25 protein-coding genes are annotated in these 13,862 nt (G+C 50.8%); 22 read left to right on the forward strand and 3 right to left on the reverse strand.

The features are described 5' to 3' along the window. Positions 1–6 precede the first annotated feature (6 nt). The 22 genes from rplP (at position 7) to D9980_RS22300 (ending at position 10,441) form a co-directional block, all read left to right on the forward strand. Complete coding sequence (gene rplP / locus D9980_RS22195) at positions 7–417, forward strand: 50S ribosomal protein L16 (RefSeq protein WP_004929764.1); 411 nt, start codon at positions 7–9, stop codon at positions 415–417. Then, positions 417–608 (forward strand): 50S ribosomal protein L29, encoded by a 192-nt coding sequence (rpmC, locus tag D9980_RS22200; protein ID WP_002218942.1) that lies wholly within the window; start codon positions 417–419, stop codon positions 606–608. Before rplP ends, rpmC begins: the two co-directional genes overlap by 1 nt. A gap of 1 nt (position 609) precedes the next feature. Next, positions 610–864: a 30S ribosomal protein S17 gene (gene rpsQ, locus D9980_RS22205; protein ID WP_021182227.1), complete on the forward strand. Its 255-nt coding sequence runs from the start codon at positions 610–612 to the stop codon at positions 862–864. A 166-nt stretch (positions 865–1,030) separates the two neighbouring features. Next, positions 1,031–1,402 (forward strand): 50S ribosomal protein L14, encoded by a 372-nt coding sequence (gene rplN, locus D9980_RS22210; RefSeq protein WP_020837240.1) that lies wholly within the window; start codon positions 1,031–1,033, stop codon positions 1,400–1,402. A 10-nt stretch (positions 1,403–1,412) separates the two neighbouring features. Then, the gene (gene rplX, locus D9980_RS22215; protein ID WP_021808126.1) at positions 1,413–1,727 is read left to right on the forward strand and encodes a 50S ribosomal protein L24; all 315 of its coding nucleotides are present in this window, start codon (positions 1,413–1,415) and stop codon (positions 1,725–1,727) included. A gap of 14 nt (positions 1,728–1,741) precedes the next feature. After that, positions 1,742–2,281 (forward strand): 50S ribosomal protein L5, encoded by a 540-nt coding sequence (gene rplE / locus D9980_RS22220; protein WP_021808125.1) that lies wholly within the window; start codon positions 1,742–1,744, stop codon positions 2,279–2,281. A gap of 13 nt (positions 2,282–2,294) precedes the next feature. Continuing rightward, positions 2,295–2,600, forward strand: a complete 306-nt coding sequence (gene rpsN, locus D9980_RS22225) for a 30S ribosomal protein S14 (RefSeq protein ID WP_021182224.1) — start codon at positions 2,295–2,297, stop codon at positions 2,598–2,600. A 30-nt stretch (positions 2,601–2,630) separates the two neighbouring features. Beyond that, complete coding sequence (gene rpsH / locus D9980_RS22230) at positions 2,631–3,023, forward strand: 30S ribosomal protein S8 (RefSeq protein WP_021182223.1); 393 nt, start codon at positions 2,631–2,633, stop codon at positions 3,021–3,023. A 14-nt stretch (positions 3,024–3,037) separates the two neighbouring features. Beyond that, entirely contained in the window at positions 3,038–3,571 is a 534-nt protein-coding gene (gene rplF / locus D9980_RS22235) for a 50S ribosomal protein L6 (RefSeq protein ID WP_021182222.1), read from the forward strand. A 9-nt stretch (positions 3,572–3,580) separates the two neighbouring features. Continuing rightward, the gene (gene rplR / locus D9980_RS22240; RefSeq protein WP_021182221.1) at positions 3,581–3,934 is read left to right on the forward strand and encodes a 50S ribosomal protein L18; all 354 of its coding nucleotides are present in this window, start codon (positions 3,581–3,583) and stop codon (positions 3,932–3,934) included. A 14-nt stretch (positions 3,935–3,948) separates the two neighbouring features. Then, positions 3,949–4,449 (forward strand): 30S ribosomal protein S5, encoded by a 501-nt coding sequence (gene rpsE, locus D9980_RS22245; protein WP_021182220.1) that lies wholly within the window; start codon positions 3,949–3,951, stop codon positions 4,447–4,449. A 6-nt stretch (positions 4,450–4,455) separates the two neighbouring features. After that, positions 4,456–4,635, forward strand: coding sequence for a 50S ribosomal protein L30 (gene rpmD / locus D9980_RS22250; RefSeq protein ID WP_004956161.1), 180 nt, complete (start codon positions 4,456–4,458; stop codon positions 4,633–4,635). A 3-nt stretch (positions 4,636–4,638) separates the two neighbouring features. Then, positions 4,639–5,073 (forward strand): 50S ribosomal protein L15, encoded by a 435-nt coding sequence (rplO, locus tag D9980_RS22255; RefSeq protein WP_021182219.1) that lies wholly within the window; start codon positions 4,639–4,641, stop codon positions 5,071–5,073. Positions 5,074–5,081: 8 nt separating this feature from the next. Next, the gene (secY, locus tag D9980_RS22260) at positions 5,082–6,413 is read left to right on the forward strand and encodes a preprotein translocase subunit SecY (protein ID WP_021182218.1); all 1,332 of its coding nucleotides are present in this window, start codon (positions 5,082–5,084) and stop codon (positions 6,411–6,413) included. Between the two features lie 33 nt (positions 6,414–6,446). After that, on the forward strand, positions 6,447–6,563 hold the full coding sequence (rpmJ, locus tag D9980_RS22265) for a 50S ribosomal protein L36 (RefSeq protein ID WP_002227352.1): 117 nt from the start codon (positions 6,447–6,449) through the stop codon (positions 6,561–6,563). A gap of 146 nt (positions 6,564–6,709) precedes the next feature. Beyond that, positions 6,710–7,066 carry a 30S ribosomal protein S13 gene (gene rpsM / locus D9980_RS22270; RefSeq protein WP_021182217.1) on the forward strand — a complete coding sequence of 119 codons (357 nt, stop codon included), beginning with the start codon at positions 6,710–6,712 and terminating at the stop codon, positions 7,064–7,066. 16 nt (positions 7,067–7,082) lie between these two features. Further along, positions 7,083–7,472, forward strand: a complete 390-nt coding sequence (gene rpsK, locus D9980_RS22275; protein ID WP_004929731.1) for a 30S ribosomal protein S11 — start codon at positions 7,083–7,085, stop codon at positions 7,470–7,472. A 33-nt stretch (positions 7,473–7,505) separates the two neighbouring features. After that, a complete protein-coding gene (gene rpsD, locus D9980_RS22280) occupies positions 7,506–8,126 on the forward strand; it encodes a 30S ribosomal protein S4 (protein ID WP_021182216.1) in 621 nt (206 codons plus the stop codon). A 26-nt stretch (positions 8,127–8,152) separates the two neighbouring features. Then, the gene (gene rpoA, locus D9980_RS22285) at positions 8,153–9,142 is read left to right on the forward strand and encodes a DNA-directed RNA polymerase subunit alpha (protein ID WP_002919219.1); all 990 of its coding nucleotides are present in this window, start codon (positions 8,153–8,155) and stop codon (positions 9,140–9,142) included. Between the two features lie 40 nt (positions 9,143–9,182). Then, a complete protein-coding gene (gene rplQ / locus D9980_RS22290) occupies positions 9,183–9,572 on the forward strand; it encodes a 50S ribosomal protein L17 (protein WP_004929726.1) in 390 nt (129 codons plus the stop codon). Positions 9,573–9,723: 151 nt separating this feature from the next. Next, a complete protein-coding gene (zntR, locus tag D9980_RS22295; RefSeq protein WP_039996322.1) occupies positions 9,724–10,155 on the forward strand; it encodes a Zn(2+)-responsive transcriptional regulator in 432 nt (143 codons plus the stop codon). 79 nt (positions 10,156–10,234) lie between these two features. Then, positions 10,235–10,441, forward strand: a complete 207-nt coding sequence (locus D9980_RS22300) for an alternative ribosome-rescue factor A (RefSeq protein WP_021808122.1) — start codon at positions 10,235–10,237, stop codon at positions 10,439–10,441. 75 nt (positions 10,442–10,516) lie between these two features. On the opposite strand, the gene mscL is transcribed toward D9980_RS22300, so the two are convergent. From mscL to rsmB, 3 genes are all read right to left on the reverse strand, one after another. Continuing rightward, positions 10,517–10,933 carry a large-conductance mechanosensitive channel protein MscL gene (gene mscL, locus D9980_RS22305; RefSeq protein ID WP_021808121.1) on the reverse strand — a complete coding sequence of 139 codons (417 nt, stop codon included), beginning with the start codon at positions 10,931–10,933 and terminating at the stop codon, positions 10,517–10,519. Between the two features lie 138 nt (positions 10,934–11,071). After that, the gene (gene trkA / locus D9980_RS22310) at positions 11,072–12,448 is read right to left on the reverse strand and encodes a Trk system potassium transporter TrkA (RefSeq protein WP_021182211.1); all 1,377 of its coding nucleotides are present in this window, start codon (positions 12,446–12,448) and stop codon (positions 11,072–11,074) included. Between the two features lie 70 nt (positions 12,449–12,518). After that, positions 12,519–13,808 (reverse strand): 16S rRNA (cytosine(967)-C(5))-methyltransferase RsmB, encoded by a 1,290-nt coding sequence (rsmB, locus tag D9980_RS22315; protein ID WP_121608466.1) that lies wholly within the window; start codon positions 13,806–13,808, stop codon positions 12,519–12,521. Positions 13,809–13,862: the final 54 nt, after the last annotated feature.

The raw sequence follows: 13,862 nt of genomic DNA on the forward strand, positions 1-13,862 counted from the left end.
TCGCTGATGTTACAACCAAAGCGTACAAAATTCCGTAAGGTGCACAAGGGCCGCAACCGTGGTCTGGCGCAAGGTACGGATGTTAGCTTCGGCACTTTCGGTCTGAAAGCTGTTGGCCGTGGCCGTCTGACTGCTCGTCAAATCGAAGCAGCTCGTCGTGCAATGACTCGTGCAGTGAAGCGTCAAGGTAAGATTTGGATCCGTGTATTCCCGGACAAACCAATCACCGAGAAGCCTCTTGAAGTGCGTATGGGTAAAGGTAAGGGTAACGTGGAATATTGGGTTGCCCTGATCCAACCTGGCAAAGTCCTGTACGAAATGGACGGCGTTCCAGAAGAAGTCGCCCGTGAAGCGTTCAAGCTGGCAGCAGCTAAACTGCCGATCAAAACCACCTTTGTAACTAAGACGGTGATGTAATGAAAGCACAAGAGCTGCGTGAAAAAAGTGTTGAAGAGCTGAACACTGAGCTGCTCAACCTGCTGCGTGAGCAATTCAACTTACGCATGCAGGCGGCGAGTGGCCAACTGCAACAAACTCACCTGTTGAAACAAGTGCGCCGTAATGTCGCACGCGTTAAGACTTTACTGACTGAAAAGGCGGGTGCGTAAAATGACTGATATTATCCGTACTCTGCAAGGTCGTGTTGTTAGTGACAAAATGGAGAAATCCATGGTTGTTGCTATCGAACGTACGGTGAAGCACCCGATCTACGGGAAATTCATCAAGCGTACGACTAAGCTGCATGTACATGATGAGAACAACGAATGTGGTATCGGTGACGTGGTAGAAATCCGCGAATGCCGTCCACTGTCCAAGACTAAGTCATGGACGTTGGTTCGCATTGTAGATAAAGCGATTCTGTAATAGAGTAGCTGACTCTAACTTAATAAACGGCTCAGAAAGTGAGCCGTTTATTTTTTCTACCCATACTTTGGAAGCGGTGTTATAATGCTGCGCCCTCGGTTATGGGGCTTTTCAACGACCTAGTAATGGGTCCTAAAGTTGTAGTTGACATTAGCGGAGCACTAACATGATCCAAGAACAGACTATGCTGAACGTGGCCGACAACTCCGGTGCACGTCGCGTAATGTGTATCAAGGTTCTAGGTGGCTCGCACCGTCGCTACGCAGGCATCGGCGACGTCATCAAAATTACCATCAAGGAAGCAATTCCTCGCGGTAAGGTGAAGAAAGGCGATGTGCTGAAGGCGGTAGTGGTGCGCACCAAGAAGGGTGTACGTCGCCCGGACGGTTCTGTCATTCGCTTCGATGGTAATGCATGCGTTATTTTAAACAATAACAGCGAGCAACCTATCGGTACGCGTATTTTTGGGCCGGTAACTCGTGAACTGCGTAATGAGAAGTTCATGAAAATTATCTCTCTGGCACCAGAAGTACTCTAAGGAGCGAACCATGGCAGCGAAAATCCGTCGTGATGACGAAGTTATCGTGCTTACCGGGAAAGACAAAGGTAAACGCGGTAAAGTAAAAAATGTCCTGTCTGCTGGTAAGGTCATTGTTGAAGGTATCAACCTGGTTAAGAAACATCAGAAGCCGGTCCCGGCCCTGAACCAACCAGGTGGCATTGTTGAAAAAGAAGCTGCTATTCAGGTTTCCAACATTGCGCTGTTCAACTCGGCTACCGGTAAGGCTGACCGTGTAGGCTTTAGATTCGAAGACGGCAAAAAAGTCCGTTTCTTCAAATCAAATAGCGAAACTATCAAGTAATTTGGAGTATGACGATGGCGAAACTGCATGATTACTACAAAGACGAGGTAGTCAAACAACTGATGTCTCAGTTTGATTACAACTCTGTCATGCAAGTCCCTCGGGTCGAGAAGATCACCCTGAATATGGGTGTTGGTGAAGCGATCGCTGACAAGAAACTGCTGGATAATGCAGCAGCTGACTTGGCAGCAATCTCCGGTCAAAAGCCGTTCATCACCAAAGCACGCAAATCTGTTGCAGGCTTCAAAATCCGCCAGGGCTATCCGATCGGCTGTAAAGTAACTCTGCGTGGCGAACGCATGTGGGAGTTCTTTGAGCGTCTGATTTCCATTGCTGTTCCACGTATCCGTGACTTCCGTGGCTTGTCCGCTAAGTCATTCGATGGCCGTGGTAACTACAGCATGGGTGTGCGTGAGCAAATCATCTTCCCAGAAATCGACTACGACAAAGTCGATCGCGTTCGTGGTTTGGATATTACCATTACCACTTCTGCGAAATCTGATGATGAAGGCCGCGCGCTGTTGGCTGCTTTTAACTTCCCGTTCCGCAAGTAAGGCAGGGTTACTGATGGCTAAGCAATCAATGAAAGCACGCGAAGTCGTTCGCGTGAAACTGGCTGACAAGTACCGCGCTAAACGCGAGGAATTGAAAGCTATCATTTCTGGTGTGAACTCTTCTGACGAAGATCGTTGGGATGCTGTTCTCAAGCTCCAGTCTCTGCCGCGTGATTCCAGCCCGTCTCGTCAGCGTAAACGCTGCCGTCAAACTGGCCGTCCACATGGTTATGTGGGCAAATTCGGGTTGAGCCGTATCAAGCTACGTGAAGCCGCTATGCGCGGTGAAGTACCAGGCTTGAAAAAGGCTAGCTGGTAATTACCAATTGAATCACGGGAGTAAAGACAGATGAGCATGCAAGATCCGATCGCGGATATGCTGACCCGTATCCGTAACGGTCAAGCCGCGAACAAAGTTGCGGTCACCATGCCTTCCTCCAAGCTGAAAGTGGCAATTGCCAACGTGCTGAAGGAAGAAGGTTTTATTGAAGATTTCAAAATTGAAGGCGACACCAAGCCTGTTCTGGAACTGGTACTGAAGTACTTCCAGGGTAAGGCAGTGGTAGAAAGCATTCAGCGTATCAGTCGTCCAGGTCTGCGCATCTATAAGAAAAAAGATGCACTGCCAAAAGTTATGGCCGGTCTGGGTATCGCTGTTATTTCTACCTCTAAAGGTGTTATGACCGATCGTGCAGCTCGCCAAGCTGGTCTTGGTGGCGAGATTATCTGCTACGTAGCTTAATTCGGGAGGAAAGAATGTCTCGTGTTGCAAAAGCACCCGTCGTCATTCCTGCCGGCGTAGAGGTAAAACTCAACGGTCAGGTTATTTCGGTTAAGGGTAAGAACGGCGAGCTGACTCGTACAGTCCATGACGCCGTTGAAGTGAAGCAAGAAGCTAACGCACTGACTTTCGCCCCGCGCGAAGGTTTTGCTAACGCATGGGCCCAAGCGGGTACCACGCGCGCTCTGCTGAACGCAATGGTTGTCGGTGTTACCGAAGGTTTCACCAAGAAGCTTCAACTGGTAGGTGTTGGTTATCGTGCTGCTGTTAAAGGCAACGTGGTGAATTTAGCCCTGGGCTTCTCTCACCCAATCGATCACCAGCTGCCAGCAGGTATTACTGCTGAATGCCCAAGCCAAACTGAAATCGTGCTGAAAGGCGCTGATAAGCAGGTTATTGGCCAGGTTGCTGCAGATCTGCGTGCCTACCGCCGTCCTGAGCCTTATAAAGGCAAGGGTGTCCGTTACGCCGACGAAGTCGTGCGTACCAAAGAGGCTAAGAAGAAGTAAGGTAACACTATGGATAAGAAATCTGCTCGTATCCGTCGTGCGACCCGCGCACGCCGTAAGCTCAAAGAACTGGGTGCAACCCGCCTGGTGGTACATCGTACCCCGCGTCACATTTACGCACAGGTCATTGCTCCTAATGGTTCTGAAGTTCTGGTAGCCGCTTCTACTTTAGAAAAAGCTATCACTGAGCAATTGAAGTACTCCGGTAACAAAGACGCAGCAGCAGCCGTAGGTAAAGCTCTGGCTGAGCGCGCGTTGGAAAAAGGGATTGCGAAAGTATCCTTTGACCGTTCCGGTTTCCAATATCATGGTCGAGTCCAGGCACTGGCAGATGCTGCCCGTGAAGCTGGCCTTCAGTTCTAAGGAAGAGGTTTAAGATGGCTCACATCGAAAAACAAGCTGGCGAACTGCAGGAAAAGCTGATCGCGGTAAACCGCGTATCTAAAACCGTAAAAGGTGGCCGTATTTTCAGCTTTACCGCACTGACAGTAGTTGGTGATGGTAACGGTCGCGTTGGTTTTGGCTACGGCAAAGCACGCGAAGTTCCAGCAGCGATCCAGAAAGCGATGGAAAAAGCCCGTCGCAACATGATGAATGTCGCGCTGAACGGCGGCACCCTGCAGCACCCTGTTAAAGGTGCTCATACGGGTTCCCGTGTGTTCATGCAGCCAGCTCATGAAGGTACCGGTATCATCGCGGGTGGTGCAATGCGCGCCGTTCTCGAAGTTGCTGGGGTGCACAACGTACTGGCTAAAGCTTATGGTTCCACCAACCCGATCAACGTGGTTCGTGCAACTATCGACGCTTTGGCTAATATGAAGTCTCCTGAAATGGTCGCTGCCAAGCGTGGTAAATCCGTTGCAGACATTCTGGGGTAATTGACCATGGCTAAGACTATCAAAGTTACACAAGTTCGCAGCTCCATTGGCCGTCTGCCGAAGCATAAAGCTACACTGCTCGGTCTGGGTCTGCGTCGTATTGGTCACACCGTAGAGCGCGAGGATACTCCTGCTGTACGCGGTATGATCAACCTGGTTTCCTACATGGTTAAGGTTGAGGAGTAACAGATGCGTTTAAATACTCTGTCTCCGGCTGAAGGTGCCAAGCATGCGCCTAAGCGTGTAGGTCGTGGTATTGGTTCTGGCCTGGGTAAAACCGCCGGTCGTGGTCACAAAGGTCAGAACTCACGTTCTGGCGGTGGCGTACGTCGTGGGTTTGAAGGTGGTCAGATGCCTTTATATCGTCGTTTGCCGAAATTCGGCTTCACCTCTCGCAAAGCTATGATCACGGCAGAAGTTCGTCTGTCTGAACTGGCTCTTGTTGAAGGCGACGTAATCGACCTGAACACGCTGAAAGCCGCTAACGTTGTTGGTACCCAGATCGAGTTCGCGAAAGTTATGCTTTCTGGCGAAATCACTCGTCCGGTTACCCTGCGTGGTCTGCGTGTCACCAAAGGCGCTCGTGTTGCTATCGAGGCTGCTGGCGGTAAAATTGAGGAATAAGTAAGCTGATGGCTAAGCAACCAGGATTAGATTTTCAAAGTGCTAAAGGCGGACTCGGTGAGCTGAAGCGCAGACTTTTGTTTGTTATCGGCGCGCTGATTGTTTTCCGCATTGGCTCTTTCATTCCGATTCCTGGTATCGATGCCACTGTGCTTGCCAAACTGCTCGAACAGCAGAGAGGCACCATCATTGAAATGTTTAACATGTTCTCTGGTGGTGCTCTCAGCCGTGCTTCTATTTTTGCTCTGGGGATCATGCCGTACATTTCGGCCTCGATCATTATCCAGTTACTGACGGTGGTTCACCCAGCGTTGGCGGAAATCAAGAAAGAAGGGGAGGCTGGCCGTCGCAAGATTAGCCAGTACACCCGCTACGGTACGCTGGTGTTGGCCATATTCCAGTCGATCGGTATTGCTACCGGTTTGCCGAATATGCCTGGTATGCAGGGCCTGGTGTTAAACCCAGGCTTTGCGTTCTACTTTACTGCGGTTGTGAGTCTGGTTACCGGGACAATGTTCCTGATGTGGCTGGGCGAGCAGATTACTGAGCGTGGTATCGGTAACGGTATCTCAATCATTATCTTCGCGGGTATTGTGGCGGGTCTTCCGCCGGCAGTTGGCCATACTATTGAGCAAGCTCGGCAAGGCGACCTGCACTTCCTCTTGTTGCTGTTGGTTGCAGTATTAGTGTTTGCAGTAACCTTCTTCGTTGTTTTCATTGAACGTGGTCAACGTCGTATCGTCGTTAACTATGCGAAACGTCAACAGGGTCGTCGTGTTTACGCAGCACAGAGCACACACTTACCGTTGAAAGTGAACATGGCAGGGGTAATCCCGGCAATCTTCGCTTCCAGCATTATTCTGTTCCCTGCCACGATTGCATCATGGTTTGGGGGCGGTACCGGTTGGAACTGGCTGACAACGATTTCGCTGTATTTGCAGCCTGGACAACCGCTTTATGTGTTACTCTATGCGTCTGCAATCATCTTCTTCTGTTTCTTCTACACGGCGTTGGTTTTCAACCCGCGTGAAACAGCAGATAACCTGAAGAAGTCCGGTGCCTTCGTACCAGGAATTCGTCCGGGAGAGCAAACGGCGAAATATATCGATAAAGTGATGACGCGTTTAACCCTGGTGGGCGCGATGTACATTACTTTCATCTGCCTGATCCCGGAGTTCATGCGTGATGCAATGAAAGTACCATTCTACTTTGGTGGTACCTCGCTACTGATCGTGGTTGTCGTCATCATGGACTTTATGGCTCAAGTGCAAACTCTGATGATGTCAAGTCAGTACGAGTCTGCATTGAAGAAAGCAAACCTGAAAGGCTATAACCGCTAATCTGGTGCGTTTGAGAAGTTACGGAGAGTAAAAATGAAAGTTCGTGCTTCCGTCAAGAAATTATGTCGTAACTGCAAAATCGTTAAGCGTAACGGTGTCGTTCGTGTGATTTGCAGCGCCGAGCCGAAGCATAAACAGCGTCAAGGCTGATTATCTCGCATATTTTTCTTGCAAAGTTGGGTTGAGCTGGCTAGATTAGCCAGCCAATCTTTTGTATGTAGCTGCAACATTATTTGAGTATCCTGAAAACGGGCTTTTCAGAATGGTGTTGCCGTAAAAATTAGTAGGAGTGCATAGTGGCCCGTATAGCAGGCATTAACATTCCTGATCATAAACATACCGTTATCGCGTTAACGTCGATCTTCGGAATCGGCAAAACTCGTTCACAGTCTATCTGTGCTGAGACGGGTATTGCTGAAAATGTTAAGATCAGTGAGCTGTCTGAAGAGCAAATTGAACAACTGCGTGAAGCAGTTGCCAAATTCACTGTTGAAGGTGATTTGCGTCGTGAAGTTACCCTGAGCATCAAGCGTCTGATGGATCTTGGTACATACCGTGGTTTACGCCATCGTCGTGGTCTGCCAGTTCGCGGTCAGCGTACTAAGACCAACGCACGTACCCGTAAGGGTCCGCGTAAACCGATCAAGAAATAATCGGGGTGATTGAATAATGGCAAAGGCACCTGTTCGTACACGTAAGCGTGTAAGAAAACAAGTCTCTGACGGCGTGGCTCATATCCATGCTTCTTTCAACAACACCATTGTGACTATTACCGATCGTCAGGGTAATGCTTTGGGTTGGGCAACAGCCGGTGGTTCCGGTTTCCGTGGTTCTCGTAAGTCAACTCCGTTTGCAGCTCAGGTTGCAGCCGAGCGTTGTGCTGACGCAGTTAAAGAATACGGTATCAAGAACCTGGAAGTTATGGTCAAAGGACCTGGTCCTGGTCGTGAGTCTACTATCCGCGCTCTGAACGCGGCTGGTTTCCGCATCACTAATATTACCGATGTGACTCCGATTCCTCATAACGGTTGTCGTCCACCGAAAAAGCGTCGCGTGTAACGCCCCTGCTTTTCGGATTGTTGGAGAAAGAAAATGGCAAGATATTTGGGTCCTAAGCTCAAGCTTAGCCGCCGCGAGGGCACAGACCTGTTCCTGAAGTCTGGCGTTCGCGCGATAGATTCAAAGTGCAAAATTGAACAGCCACCTGGTCAACACGGTGCGCGTAAACCGCGTCTGTCTGACTACGGTGTACAGTTACGTGAAAAGCAAAAAGTTCGCCGTATGTACGGTGTTCTGGAGCGTCAATTCCGTAACTATTACAAAGCAGCAACCCGCCTGAAAGGCAACACCGGTGAAAACCTGTTGACCCTTCTGGAAGGTCGTCTGGACAACGTAGTTTACCGTATGGGCTTCGGCGCCACTCGTGCAGAATCACGTCAGCTGGTTAGCCATAAAGCCGTTATGGTAAATGGTCGCGTTGTTAACATCGCTTCTTATCAGGTATCTCCGAATGACGTAGTCAGCATCCGCGAGAAAGCTAAAAAGCAGTCTCGTGTTAAGGCTTCTCTGGAGCTGGCTGAGCAGCGTGAAAAGCCGACTTGGCTGGAAGTTGATGCTGCGAAGATGGAAGGTGTGTTCAAACGTATTCCTGAACGTACCGATCTGTCCGCCGACATTAACGAACACCTGATCGTCGAGCTTTACTCCAAGTAAGGCTTGAGTTTCAAAGAGAGGACACAATGCAGGGTTCTGTGACAGAGTTTCTAAAACCGCGCCTGGTAGATATCGAGCAAGTCAGTTCGACGCACGCCAAGGTGACCCTTGAGCCGTTAGAGCGTGGCTTTGGCCATACTCTTGGCAACGCACTGCGCCGTATTCTGCTTTCATCTATGCCGGGTTGCGCGGTGACCGAGGTTGAGATTGATGGTGTACTACATGAGTACAGCACCAAAGAAGGCGTACAGGAAGATATCCTGGAGATCTTGCTCAACCTGAAAGGGCTGGCGGTGAGAGTTCAAGGGAAAGATGAAGTTATTCTTACCCTGAATAAATCTGGCATTGGCCCTGTGACCGCTGCCGACATTACCCATGATGGTGATGTCGAAATCGTCAAGCCGCAGCACGTTATCTGCCACCTGACCGATGAGAACGCTGCTATCAGCATGCGTATCAAAGTTCAGCGCGGTCGTGGTTATGTGCCGGCTTCTGCCCGAATTCATTCGGAAGAAGATGAGCGCCCGATTGGTCGTCTGTTGGTTGACGCCTGCTATAGCCCTGTAGAGCGTATTGCCTACAATGTTGAAGCAGCGCGTGTAGAACAGCGTACCGACCTGGACAAGCTGGTCATCGAGATGGAAACCAATGGCACGATCGATCCTGAAGAGGCGATCCGCCGTGCGGCAACCATTCTGGCTGAACAACTGGAAGCTTTCGTTGACCTACGTGATGTACGTCAGCCGGAAGTGAAAGAAGAGAAACCAGAGTTCGATCCGATCCTGCTGCGCCCTGTTGACGATCTGGAATTGACTGTCCGCTCTGCTAACTGCCTTAAGGCAGAAGCTATCCACTACATCGGTGATCTGGTACAGCGTACCGAGGTTGAGCTGTTGAAAACGCCTAACCTGGGTAAAAAATCTCTTACTGAGATTAAAGACGTGCTGGCTTCCCGTGGACTTTCTCTGGGCATGCGCCTGGAAAATTGGCCACCGGCTAGCATTGCTGACGAGTAACCGGATCACAGGTTAAGGTTTTACTGAGAAGGATAAGGTCATGCGCCATCGTAAGAGTGGTCGTCAACTGAACCGTAACAGCAGCCATCGCCAGGCTATGTTCCGTAACATGGCCGGCTCTTTGGTTCGTCATGAGATCATCAAGACGACCCTGCCAAAAGCGAAAGAGCTGCGTCGCGTTGTTGAGCCGCTGATTACTCTTGCCAAGACCGACAGCGTTGCTAATCGTCGTCTGGCATTCGCCCGTACTCGTGATAACGAGATCGTGGCAAAACTGTTTAACGAGCTAGGCCCGCGTTTTGCGAGCCGTGCCGGTGGTTACACTCGCATTCTGAAGTGTGGCTTCCGCGCAGGCGACAACGCGCCGATGGCATACATCGAGCTGGTTGATCGTGCTGAGTCTCAAGCAGAAGTAGCAACTGCAGAGTAATCTGTAGAAGCGTAGAAAAACCGGGCTTGCCCGGTTTTTTTACGTCTGTAGCTCGCCAAACGTGCTTTCCCCTCCTGGCAACGCTTAAGATCCCTCCCCATATCCGCTATGCTCAGGCTATCAGTGATAAGTGCAATACGGAGAAATCATGATGTTCAAGATTGGGCAATTAGCCAAGCTGGCTGACGTAACGCCAGATACGGTACGTTATTACGAGAAGCAAGGCATGATGGATCACCATGTTCGTACCGAAGGCGGCTATCGGCTGTATAGCGATCAGGACTTACAGCGCCTGCGTTTTATCCGCTATGCCAAACAGCTGGGCTTCACGCTTGAAACTATCGCCGAGTTGCTGTCGATCCGTGTAGATCCAGAGCATCACACCTGCGAAGAGTCGAAGTCCATCGTTGATGCGCGCCTACATGAGGTTGAAAGCAAACTGACCGAGTTAACCAGAATGCGCGAGTCGCTGAAAAGACTCAGCGATGCCTGCTGTGGTAGCGAACACACCAGCAATTATTGTTCGATTCTGGAGGCTTTGGAGCAGGGAGCTAGCGAAGAGAAAGCCAAAAGTGCGGTTTAGTGGCGTATGGACTTTAATTTTTATCTGGCCAGCAGTATTATCGGCGCGTTTATTATCACCAACCAACAGGAAGACCGTGATGACTCAATATCGTCATACCAAAGGCAAGATCCAGGACAATGCCATTGAGGCGTTGCTACACGATCCTCTTTTCCGCCAACGGGTAGAGAAGAACAGTAAAGGGAAAGGCAGCTACCGGCGTAAAGATAAACACGCAAAAGGCGGTAACTGGGAGGCCAGTGGTAAATTGCCCAACGACAATTTACCACTGGCCTTCTGGTTTTAAGCCACAAAAAAGCCATCTCGCAAGATGGCTCAAAAGTAGGGGCGCCGCATGCTGCGCCCGTCTTATAGCTCTGAATTACAGCTTGGGCTGCTGTTGCTGACTCAGCAGATCGCGGATTTCTGTCAGCAGCTTCTCTTCGGCCGTTGGCGCAGGCGGTGCGGCTGGCTCTTCAACTTCTTTACGGCGCATTTTGTTCATTAACTTGATAGCCATAAAGATCGCAAAGGCGACGATCACGAAATCAAAGATATTCTGCAGGAAGGAGCCATAGTTCATCACTACTGCTGGGACATTGTCTTTGGCTTCACGCAGTACCAGATGGAACTGTTTGAAATCAACGCCACCTATCAGCAGCCCCAAAGGTGGCATGATGATGTCGGCAACCAAGGAAGAAACGATTTTACCGAATGCCGCACCAATGATCACACCCACTGCCAGATCGACGACGTTGCCACGCATGGCAAATTCGCGGAACTCTTTTAACATACCCATCAGAACACCCCTCAAAAAATTAGTAACGCAATTTTAACAAAGCAATTCCCCTTTGACACAATCAGTATAGGAAAATTTTTGGTTTTTCCTAATTCTCGACTCCGGATGTGTCAAAAACCATTCGCATGATTTAAGTATCTATAAGAAGAACGGGCTTGGTTGGAACAGACGCTCAACGTCTGGCACAAATTTCTTATCGGTAATAAACATGATCACGTGGTCGCCTTGCTGGATCCGGCTGTTGCCGTTGGCAATGATCACATCATCGCCACGCACGATCGCCCCAATGGTGGTACCTGGCGGCAGCTTGATTTCTTCTACCATACGGCCTACGACCTTGGAGGTGCTTTCATCGCCATGGGCAATCGCTTCAATGGCTTCGGCAACGCCGCGGCGCAGTGAGGAGACGCTGACAATATCGGCTTTACGCACATGGCCCAGCAGTGCGGAGATGGTGGCCTGCTGCGGAGAAATCGCGATATCAATCACGCTGCCCTGGACCAGATCGACATAGGCACGGCGCTGGATCAATACCATCACCTTTTTGGCTCCCATGCGTTTGGCCAGCATGGCAGACATGATATTGGCTTCGTCATCGTTGGTGATGGCAATAAATACATCCACCTGCTCGACATGCTCTTCGGCCAACAGCTCCTGATCGGAGGCATCGCCATAAAACACGATGGTATCGTGCAGTTGCTCTGCCAGCTCGGCGGCACGTTGCTGGTTCTTCTCAATCAGCTTCACGTTGTACGATTTTTCTAGCCGATGTGCCAGTCCGGCACCCACGTTACCACCGCCGACGATCATGATGCGTTTGTAGGGCTTTTCGAGCCGTTGCAGCTCACTCATTACCGCGCGTATGTGCTGTGATGCGGCAACGAAGAACACCTCATCGCCTGCTTCGATTATGGTCGAGCCTTGCGGGCGGATAGGGCGATCATGGCGGAAAATAGCCGCCACGCGAGTATCGATATGTGGCATATGCTCACGCATGGCAGACAGAGCATTCCCCACCAGTGGGCCGCCATAATAGGCCTTCACTGCGGCGATGCTGACCTTGCCATCGGCAAAGTTCACCACCTGCAAGGCGCCAGGATATTCGATCAGCTTATAGATGTAATCGATAACCAACTGCTCCGGCGAGATCAGGTGGTCGATGGGCACCGCCTCTGGATGGAATAGCTTCTCGGACTCACGGATATAATCCGGCGCCCGGATCCGTGCAATACGATTCGGGGTATTAAACAGCGTATAAGCAATCTGACAGGCGACCATATTGGTTTCGTCAGAGTTAGTAACGGCAACCAGCATATCGGCATCTTCGGCACCGGCTTCGCGTAATACACGTGGATGGGAGCCGTGCCCCTGGACGACGCGCAGGTCAAACTTGTCCTGCAACTGGCGTAGACGACCGGTGTCGGTATCGACCACGGTGATATCGTTATTTTCACCCACCAGGTTTTCAGCCAGTGTTCCGCCAACTTGCCCTGCGCCAAGAATAATTATTTTCATCGATTTCTCTGCTCGATCTGCGACGGCCGTGGCCGAAAGTTGAGAACGCCCGCGGGCGCTCCCTGAACAGTTATATTTTAATCAGCTTAGCGTAAAAGAAACCATCGCCATCCTCAGGATGAGGCAGATTCTGTTTACCTGGTGATTGTGTGTCACCGGTTTCAACCAGCTTGGCATCGCCGTGACGTTGCAGGAACGCGGCTATCTGCTCGCTATTTTCCTGCGGCAGAATAGAGCAGGTTGCATAAACCATTACGCCGCCGGGTTTCAGACGTGGCCAGATAGCTTCCAGAATTTCATTCTGTAAAGCAGCCAGTTCGGCGATATCGCTGTCACGACGCAGCCATTTGATATCCGGGTGGCGGCGAATAACGCCGGTGGCGGAGCAAGGGGCATCCAACAGGATACGATCGAACTGTTGGTCACCGCACCACTCTTGCGGGGTACGGCCATCACCCTGGCGAACTTCTGCATGTTGGCGCAGGCGCTTCAGGTTTTCTTTCACCCGGCTTAAACGCTGTTCGTCGATATCCACTGCCAGCACATGAGCTTTGGGCGCGGCTTCCAGAATATGGGTTGTTTTGCCGCCGGGGGCTGCACAAAGATCGAGGATCTGCTCACCGTCTTGCGGATCCAGCAGATCAACGCAACCTTGAGCGGAGGCGTCCTGTACCGTTACCCAGCCATCGGAGAAACCGGGCAAGTCCGTTACCGGGCATGGAGCCAGCAAGCGAACTGCGTCGCGATACTCCGCATGAGGCTCGGCGGTAATACCGGCCTGCTGCATAAGCTGCAGATAATCTTCACGGGTATGGTGCAGACGGTTGACGCGCAGCCACATTGGCGGCTTTTGATTATTGGCATCAACGATCTGTTCCCACTGTGCCGGATAAGCCAGTTTGATGCGTTTAAGCAACCAGCTAGGGTGCAGATAGCGGCTTTCGTTATTGGCTGCACGTGCCAGCAGTTCTTCTTGCTGGCGTTGGAACTGGCGCAGTACACCGTTAATCAATCCTTTCAGCTGTGGGCGCTTCAAGGCGACCGCGCCTTCAACCGTTTCGGCTAACACTGCGTGCGGTGGAATACGGGTATACAGCAACTGATACAGGCCAACCATCAGCAAATAGTGCAGTGGGCGCTGTTTGCCGGTCATAGGCTTTGCCATCAACTGCTGAATGCACCATTCGAGCTGCGGCAGCACCCGCAGCGTACCAAAGCAGAGTTCCTGCAATAGCCCACGGTCTTTGTCAGAAATATTCTTTTGTAATGTGGGCAAAATGGTGCTGAGCGACTGCCCTTGATCCAGTACCTGGCCGATGGCCTTGGCAGCAATGCTTCGGAGATTGTAATTGTTTTTCATAGGCTAAGGCGGATTACGATCGGCATTAAGAAACGAACAGCCCGGCAACAATGG

The sequence above is a fragment of the Serratia sp. 3ACOL1 genome (assembly GCF_003668775.1).
In the GTDB taxonomy this organism is placed as follows: domain Bacteria; phylum Pseudomonadota; class Gammaproteobacteria; order Enterobacterales; family Enterobacteriaceae; genus Chania; species Chania fonticola.

Bases quoted from the DNA above. Each gene is read 5' to 3' on its own strand.
- rpoA (WP_002919219.1), top strand. From the start codon at position 8,153: ATGCAGGGTTCTGTGACAGAGTTTCTAAAACCGCGCCTGGTAGATATC.
- rpmC (WP_002218942.1), top strand. From the start codon at position 417: ATGAAAGCACAAGAGCTGCGTGAAAAAAGTGTTGAAGAGCTGAACACT.
- rpsH (WP_021182223.1), top strand. From the start codon at position 2,631: ATGAGCATGCAAGATCCGATCGCGGATATGCTGACCCGTATCCGTAAC.
- rpsE (WP_021182220.1), top strand. From the start codon at position 3,949: ATGGCTCACATCGAAAAACAAGCTGGCGAACTGCAGGAAAAGCTGATC.
- rpmJ (WP_002227352.1), top strand. From the start codon at position 6,447: ATGAAAGTTCGTGCTTCCGTCAAGAAATTATGTCGTAACTGCAAAATC.
- rpsK (WP_004929731.1), top strand. From the start codon at position 7,083: ATGGCAAAGGCACCTGTTCGTACACGTAAGCGTGTAAGAAAACAAGTC.
- rsmB (WP_121608466.1), bottom strand. From the start codon at position 13,808: ATGAAAAACAATTACAATCTCCGAAGCATTGCTGCCAAGGCCATCGGC.
- rpmD (WP_004956161.1), top strand. From the start codon at position 4,456: ATGGCTAAGACTATCAAAGTTACACAAGTTCGCAGCTCCATTGGCCGT.
- rplE (WP_021808125.1), top strand. From the start codon at position 1,742: ATGGCGAAACTGCATGATTACTACAAAGACGAGGTAGTCAAACAACTG.
- secY (WP_021182218.1), top strand. From the start codon at position 5,082: ATGGCTAAGCAACCAGGATTAGATTTTCAAAGTGCTAAAGGCGGACTC.
- D9980_RS22300 (WP_021808122.1), top strand. From the start codon at position 10,235: ATGACTCAATATCGTCATACCAAAGGCAAGATCCAGGACAATGCCATT.
- rplF (WP_021182222.1), top strand. From the start codon at position 3,038: ATGTCTCGTGTTGCAAAAGCACCCGTCGTCATTCCTGCCGGCGTAGAG.
- rplO (WP_021182219.1), top strand. From the start codon at position 4,639: ATGCGTTTAAATACTCTGTCTCCGGCTGAAGGTGCCAAGCATGCGCCT.
- trkA (WP_021182211.1), bottom strand. From the start codon at position 12,448: ATGAAAATAATTATTCTTGGCGCAGGGCAAGTTGGCGGAACACTGGCT.
- rpsD (WP_021182216.1), top strand. From the start codon at position 7,506: ATGGCAAGATATTTGGGTCCTAAGCTCAAGCTTAGCCGCCGCGAGGGC.
- zntR (WP_039996322.1), top strand. From the start codon at position 9,724: ATGTTCAAGATTGGGCAATTAGCCAAGCTGGCTGACGTAACGCCAGAT.
- rpsQ (WP_021182227.1), top strand. From the start codon at position 610: ATGACTGATATTATCCGTACTCTGCAAGGTCGTGTTGTTAGTGACAAA.
- mscL (WP_021808121.1), bottom strand. From the start codon at position 10,933: ATGGGTATGTTAAAAGAGTTCCGCGAATTTGCCATGCGTGGCAACGTC.
- rplN (WP_020837240.1), top strand. From the start codon at position 1,031: ATGATCCAAGAACAGACTATGCTGAACGTGGCCGACAACTCCGGTGCA.
- rplR (WP_021182221.1), top strand. From the start codon at position 3,581: ATGGATAAGAAATCTGCTCGTATCCGTCGTGCGACCCGCGCACGCCGT.
- rplQ (WP_004929726.1), top strand. From the start codon at position 9,183: ATGCGCCATCGTAAGAGTGGTCGTCAACTGAACCGTAACAGCAGCCAT.
- rplP (WP_004929764.1), top strand. From the start codon at position 7: ATGTTACAACCAAAGCGTACAAAATTCCGTAAGGTGCACAAGGGCCGC.
- rplX (WP_021808126.1), top strand. From the start codon at position 1,413: ATGGCAGCGAAAATCCGTCGTGATGACGAAGTTATCGTGCTTACCGGG.
- rpsN (WP_021182224.1), top strand. From the start codon at position 2,295: ATGGCTAAGCAATCAATGAAAGCACGCGAAGTCGTTCGCGTGAAACTG.